This window comes from Paracraurococcus lichenis (genome assembly GCF_030657435.1).
In the GTDB taxonomy this organism is placed as follows: domain Bacteria; phylum Pseudomonadota; class Alphaproteobacteria; order Acetobacterales; family Acetobacteraceae; genus Paracraurococcus; species Paracraurococcus lichenis.
On sequence record NZ_JAUTWS010000165.1, the window covers coordinates 1 to 6,575 of the forward strand.

Consider the following 6,575-nt stretch of genomic DNA (forward strand, 5'->3'; position numbering starts at 1 on the left):
TGTCGCCGGGAAGTCGGTCTCCGGTTGCGGTTCCATGGCGCCATCCGGCGTTTGGTCAGACACCCGCAACATGGGGACTGACGCCCGGCGGCGCCGCCTCGATCCCGTCAGACGCCTCAGGGCCGGGGCGGACTAGAAACTCCAGCCGGGGAGGTTATTCACCGCCGGACATAACGAGGGTTGCACGGCACGTCCATCATAGGGTGGCTTGGACTCCTGCATCCAGCGCCTGCAGCAGGCTCCCGAGACCGGTCGATCGCAGCGCGCGGAATGGACGGCCGAGTTGCCGGCACAGGCGCTTCACCGCGAGCGCCGCATCGTGGCTAACACAGTCAACCGGGAAGACGACCAGGTCTGCCCGCCCGATCAAGCCCGGCAGCAAGGTCACGCCTTGCTCGGCATCGTGATGCAGCAGTTGTGCCCCACGGCGTGCCGCCGCGCCACGGAGCAGCGCGGTCTGACCCGAACGCCCGCCGACATAGAGCACCGTTCCCGGGAACGGCACCTCCGTCCGCAGCTGTTGCGCCTCACCGGCAGCCAGGGCGGTTTCCACCAAAGCCAGTTCGCGCACGAGTTGTGCCGCGACGTGCTCGGCCGTCTCGCGCCAGGCCCGCTCCTGCGTCAAGGCGGTCTCGGTCGCTGCGGTGCGGCGTTCCGTCGCCTCCCGACGTCGAGCTTCGCGCTCCAGCCGCCCGTGCAGCTCAGCAACCAGCCGACCGAGTTCCAGCACCTCGCTGGCGGTCTCGACTGCTGGCGGCCCCGGCCGCGCCGCCAGCATGTTCTGTAGGGAGCGGATGCGGGCGTCGCGCTCGGTGATGTCGGCCCGAAGCCGCGCCTGCTGCCGCGTCACCGTGTCCCGCAGGACGGCAATCTCGCGGTCCTGTGCTGCCAGCCGGCGGATGTCGGCACGGTTCGCCGCCCCGACCAGGTGGGAGAGCATGTGCACATCGCCGAAGGCCTCGGTGACCAGGTCCTGGTCCGCCGCCGGGTGGGTGAGCACCGCCCAGTAAGCCCCCGGGATCTCGCCAGCCTCCTTCGCGCCCCGCCACGCCGCACGAAGGGCGGAGATGTCCCTCGCCGCGTCGAAGCGTCGGATGGCAGCGTGATGACGATCGTCAAGCGTCTTGTTCAACAGCTTCGCCGCGGCGTCCTGCCGCGGAGCCAGGCTCACGCCGAGGCCGTGCAGCGCGTGGTCCGTGGCGTCCGGCGCACCGAGGCCCAGCTTGCGCAGCAGCCGGCGGAGGTCGTGTGCCGAGAGGCAGGTGCCGATGATGGAGCAGTGCAGGTTGGAGGACAGGTCCCAGGTGCGCAGCCGCCGCGAGGAAGCGGATTGCGACGCCTTGGCCGCTGCCGCCACGATCGGAACGGCGCTGAGGTTAGGCAGCCAGGTCGCGCGCGGGTCGGCCAGCGCCGTGAAGGCCGCCCAGGATGGACGATCGAGACCTGCCACCAGCACCTCCATCTTGCCTTTCGCTGTATCTATGTGAGTATAGCGACGCGCAGGGCGCAAGAGGGTTCGGTCATGTTCGAGGCAAGCGGAGAGAGCGAGGACGGCACGAAGTGCCGCTGCACCGCGGTGCACGACCTGCTCGACGGGTCGGTGGCGGAGGGCAACTTCGATGCCCTCCGCTTCCTCGCTCAGGAGGGCGGAGACCTCGTCATCGCGGTGACCACGTCCATCATCCCGTACCTGGTCATGGCAGCACCCGGCCCCTGACGCCGCGGTCCAACACACCGAGGAGATCGACATGAACGAGATCACCCGCCTGGCTCATGCCCACCCCTTCCTCGATGGCCGCCCGAAACGCATGCTGATCGACGGCAAGTGGGTGGAGGCGGCTTCCGGCAAGACTTTTGAGACACTCAACCCTGCAACGGGCGAGGTGTTGGCCCGCGTTGCCGAGGGCGACGCCGAGGATATCGACCGCGCGGTGGAAGCGGCTCGCCGGGCCTTCGACGGCCCTTGGGCGAAGATGAAGCCCTACGAGCGGCAGAAGCTGCTGCTGAAGCTCGCCGAACTGGTTGACGCCGCCTTCGAGGAGCTGGCTGCGCTCGACACCCTCGACATGGGTGCACCGGTGAGCCGCACCGGCGCAAACCGCCAGCGTGCCGTCGGCATGCTGCGCTACTACGCCGGCCAAGCGGTGGCGATTCATGGCGAGACGATTGAGAACTCACTGCCGGGTGAGTACGTTTCCTTTACGCTGAAGGAGCCGGTCGGCGTCGTCGGCGCCATCATTCCTTGGAACGCCCCGCTCTCCTCCTCGATCTGGAAGCTCGGCCCGGTGCTGGCGACCGGCTGCACCGTCGTGCTGAAGCCCGCCGAGGAGGCGCCGCTGACGCCGCTCCGCCTCGGCGAGCTCTGCCTCGAGGCCGGCGTCCCACCTGGGGTCGTCAACGTCGTGCCCGGCTTCGGCGAGACCGCCGGTGCCGCGCTCGCCGCGCATCGCGGCGTTGACGAGGTTGCCTTCACCGGCTCGCACGTGACGGGGCAGAAGATCGTGCAGGCCTCGGCCGGCAACCTCAAGCGGGTCTCGCTCGAGCTCGGCGGCAAGTCGCCGGACGTGGTCTTCGCTGATGCCGACCTCGATGCGGCTGCGCCAGGCGCTGGCATGGCGGTTTTCGCCAACTCGGGCCAGATCTGCAGCGCCGGCACGCGGCTCTTCGTTGAGCGCAAGGTGTATGACGAGTTCACCGCGCGCGTCGCCGACTACGGCCGCTCGCTGAAGGTCGGCGACGGTCGCGACCCGGCGACGCAGGTGGGCCCGCTGGTCTCGGCCGAGCAGCTCGACCGCGTCACTGGCTACCTCTCGATCGGCCGGCAGGAGGGCGCGCGGCCGCTCTCAGGCGGCGAGCGGCTGACCGAGGGAGCGCTGTCGAAGGGCTACTTCGTGCCACCCACCGTCTTCGCCAACGTGCGCGATGACATGCGCATTGCACAGGAGGAGATCTTCGGCCCGGTGATCTCGGCCATTCCTTTCGATGACATCGAGGAGGTGATCACCCGCGCGAATGCGACCACCTACGGCCTCGGCAGCGGCGTCTGGACGCGCGACGTCAGCAAGGCGCACAGGCTGGCACGCGGCATCCGCGCCGGCTCGGTCTGGATCAACTGCTACCAGGCGATGGACCCAGCCGTGCCCTTCGGCGGCTACAAGATGAGCGGCTACGGCCGCGAGGGCGGCAAGCAGCACGTGGAGGAGTACCTCAACGTCAAGTCGGTGTGGATCCGCACGGCCTAAGCCCGACGGCGATGCGGGCGGTACGGGGACGCTGAACTCCGGGGTCCGGGTGGATCGGCTGCCGAAGCAGGTCCGCCCGCGCAGGGGGCTGACCTCTGGGACGGGCTGGACCACGCCGGCCTGGGCATCCGGGCTTGGTCGATGCCTCGCCGGTCCTTCCCTTGGCTCACACCGCAGGCGGTGAACGCAACGGAAATGCCATCACGAGGAAGCCGCCGATGTAGGGAGACGACAATGCCGTAGCTGCCACACTGCCAGGGCCGCCCGACACGGTTGAGGCCATCCTCAACTGGCGCCTCGGTCCCGCCGCCCAAGGCACCTTGAAGATACTGACCACGAAGGGGGCGGAACGCGATCTGCTTGTCCCCGGGCGCCTCCTGGCTCGGCTGGCGCTGGCCGCAATCGCGCTGTTCACTGAACGGCAGCGGCATGAGGCTCCGGGAGGGGCGCCGCTTCTCCACCCGGTGAGCCGCTGGTTGGTGGGGCCGATGCCGGGCGAGCCGGAGCAGTGCGTGCTGACACTGGCGACCGTTGAAAGTTTCACGTTGTCCTTCTTGCTCAATCGCGCGGTGCTGAAAGCGATTGGGCGCGCCGCCACTCCGTCGACGCCGAGTTCGGAGGCTAGGCACTGACGCGGCCAGCCTGATTCTCGAACGTGCGGCCCTCAATGGGCCGTACTCAGCGGCCGCCGATGCGGCTTTCATAGCGGTGACGGAAAGTGACCTACTTCTGGATGGTCTGTATGGCTTGCTGATACACGGCGTGCCTTCCTGTGCATGGCGCCGACCGTCCCGCCTGCCTCTGGTCGCGGATTGTGGCTGCGATGCGTGCGATGGACGCTATGGGGCCTCCGTCAGCAGGACCAACGTGATGTTTAGTCTCATATAGCGTCCGTGCCCTTTGCCGCACCGGTGACTACCTTCACGCGGGGAGCGGGGGTTCACGCCACTGGAAACGAGCATACGACTTTGCATGGTGGCGAAGCGTACCGTCTTGCAGCCTTCCTTTTCGTTGTATACGAATAAATACAGGCAGACGCAGGAAGGGATGGGGCATGCACGATGCGTGCAGCAATGGCAGCGACCCGCATGAGGGAGCCTTGAGCAGCATCATGGCACGATTGTTGGCCGAGCTGCCCGACTGGGTGCCGCTGCCACCAACCTTTCTCGATGCACTCGGGCTGGTGCGGCTCGGGGGCGATCTGGGCGACCCCGGCATCTATGCCGCCGGCGAGCTGCAAACGCTGCCGACCACCGCGGAAACCGCGACTTACCTCTCCGGCGCCGGCCAGGTCACTGACACCTACACCGGCGTGCTGCTGCGCGACCTCCTCGCCGATGCAGGCGGCGTGATCACCGATCCGGCGGTGAAGAATGACATTCTCGCCCACTACGTCGTGGCTACGGGTAGTGATGGCTACCGCGCAGTGTTCTCCATGGGAGAACTGGAGCAGCGCTTCGGCAACGAGCCGGTGCTGGTCTCCTATGCCGACACCTCCGGCCAACTCGGCCCGGACGGATCCGAAGGCTGGCTGCGCATGATCGTACCGGGCGACGCGGCCGGCGGCCGCTATGTGTCGCATCTGGTCGGGCTCAGCGCCGGCAGCGGGCCCGATTTCGCCCCCGGCTCCGGCAGCGTCTCCACCGAGTTCCACCTCGATGGCGCCGTGGCACATCCCGGGACCTACGATGAAGCCAGCCTCGCCACCCTGTCCGGGGTGACACTGACCGCCATCTACACGTCCGGTGCCGGCCAGGTGACCGACACCTATACCGGTGTGCCGCTCTGGGATCTGCTGCAGTCCGCCGGTGTGCTGACCGACCCGGCCGTGAAGAACGATATCCTCGGCCTCTACGTCGTCGCCACCGGCACTGATGGGTACCGCGCCGTCTTCTCGATGGGCGAACTCGACCCGCGCTTCGGCGACGGAAAAGTGGTCGTGGCTTATGACGACACGCTCGGGCAGCTTGGCCCGGATGGGAATGACGGCTTTGCCCGCCTGGTGGTGCCGGACGACACAGCCGGTGGCCGTTACATCTCCAACCTCGCCTCAATCCAGGTTGTGGACATCGACGCCACCCCCATCACACATGACCTTGTCTGGGGATGATGGAACAACCGCCTGCCGCGCACAGGGCTGACCGCACCGACCGTCCTCGCTCCCGAGCCTCGCGCCTCGCGCTTGCGGCGAGCGCGGCATGGAACATGGCGAGCCAAGGCCTCGAAAGCGCCAGACAACGACTGGTCTGCACGAGGGATACTGCAACCGCTGTCTTCATTGGTATACGACCGCTTATGAACGCGTGATACACTGGCCCACGGCCGGCGAAGACGCGGCGGTCCAACCGAATCGTGGGAGGATTCCATGCAGAGCCTGTTCTCCAAAGCGAGGCAGATTGTCCGTCCAGCGATGCTGGCGGCCGCCCTTGTCACCGCGGAATACGGCATGGCGCGCGCGGCCGACGTGGTCGTCCCCGGCCGCACCGACTTCCCCGAGAGCATGACGGCTACGTCCAATGGCACGCTATACTTCGGCAGCATGGCTGGCGGGCGGATCTTCCGGGCCATGCCCGGCGAAAACGAGGCCCGGGAGTGGATCCCGGCCGGCACCAGCGGCCTCTCCTCCGTCCTCGGCATCCTTGCCGATGAGCGGTCGGGCACCCTCTATGCCTGTTCCGTTGATATGAGCTGGGCCGGGCTGCAGGTGCCCGGCGGCAAGCAGCCGACCTCGCTGAAGCTGTTCGACCTGCCCAGTGGCACGCTGAAGGCCAGCCTTCGGCATTGTCAACCCGTGCCGTCTCGGAACAAAAATTCGCAACGATGCGTCGCCGCCACGGAGGGTGAACGCAGCCTTTTTGCCGCCTCCAGCGCTGAGGGCGACATAATCCGGCGCTCATTCCGATGTGCGTTCGCCAAGTTGACAATCCCCTACCGTGGCATAGCTCACGTTGTAGACCTCCATGCCGACCCCATGGGCAGCGCCGCTGTTCCACCAGGTCTGCATGCCCACGCCCGGCGCCAGCCATTCGCCGCCATGCGCGCCATCGGCCGGCACGTTCTCGGTGATCGCGTCACCGTACTGTTTGCCGTCCACGTAGAAGCGGATCTGTCCCGGTAGCCACAGCATCGAGTAGGTGTGCACGTCCAGGACGTTGACGCGCTCGTAGCGCACCGAGCGGAACTGGTTGTCGCCACTTCCACCTTTCCAGTGAACCGTGCCGTAGGGGGTGCCGTCCTCGAGCACCTCCATGACGTCGAGCTCGGGCCCCGGCCACACATCGGTGCCGGGCCAGGCCTGCGCGTAGGGGCCCGGCTTGGCCGCGCCCGTCACCT

At 67.4% G+C, this 6,575-nt stretch carries 5 protein-coding genes; 3 read left to right on the forward strand and 2 right to left on the reverse strand.

From position 1 onward, the window contains the following. Nucleotides 1–196: 196 nt before the first annotated feature. Nucleotides 197–1,462: a DUF2325 domain-containing protein gene (locus tag Q7A36_RS37730; protein WP_305108942.1), complete on the reverse strand. Its 1,266-nt coding sequence runs from the start codon at nt 1,460–1,462 to the stop codon at nt 197–199. 60 nt (nt 1,463–1,522) lie between these two features. On the opposite strand from Q7A36_RS37730, the gene Q7A36_RS37735 reads away from it, so the two are divergent. The 3 genes from Q7A36_RS37735 to Q7A36_RS37745 all read left to right on the forward strand — a co-directional run bounded on the left by Q7A36_RS37735 (nt 1,523) and on the right by Q7A36_RS37745 (nt 5,352). Next, on the forward strand, nt 1,523–1,717 hold the full coding sequence (locus Q7A36_RS37735; RefSeq protein ID WP_305108943.1) for a hypothetical protein: 195 nt from the start codon (nt 1,523–1,525) through the stop codon (nt 1,715–1,717). Between the two features lie 31 nt (nt 1,718–1,748). Continuing rightward, nucleotides 1,749–3,242: an aldehyde dehydrogenase family protein gene (locus tag Q7A36_RS37740; protein WP_305108944.1), complete on the forward strand. Its 1,494-nt coding sequence runs from the start codon at nt 1,749–1,751 to the stop codon at nt 3,240–3,242. Nucleotides 3,243–4,341: 1,099 nt separating this feature from the next. After that, the gene (locus tag Q7A36_RS37745; RefSeq protein WP_305108945.1) at nt 4,342–5,352 is read left to right on the forward strand and encodes a molybdopterin-binding protein; all 1,011 of its coding nucleotides are present in this window, start codon (nt 4,342–4,344) and stop codon (nt 5,350–5,352) included. 783 nt (nt 5,353–6,135) lie between these two features. Here Q7A36_RS37745 and Q7A36_RS37750 read toward each other — a convergent pair. Further along, nucleotides 6,136–6,575: family 16 glycosylhydrolase (locus Q7A36_RS37750; protein WP_305108946.1), on the reverse strand; the 440-nt coding region annotated here is incomplete at its 5' end.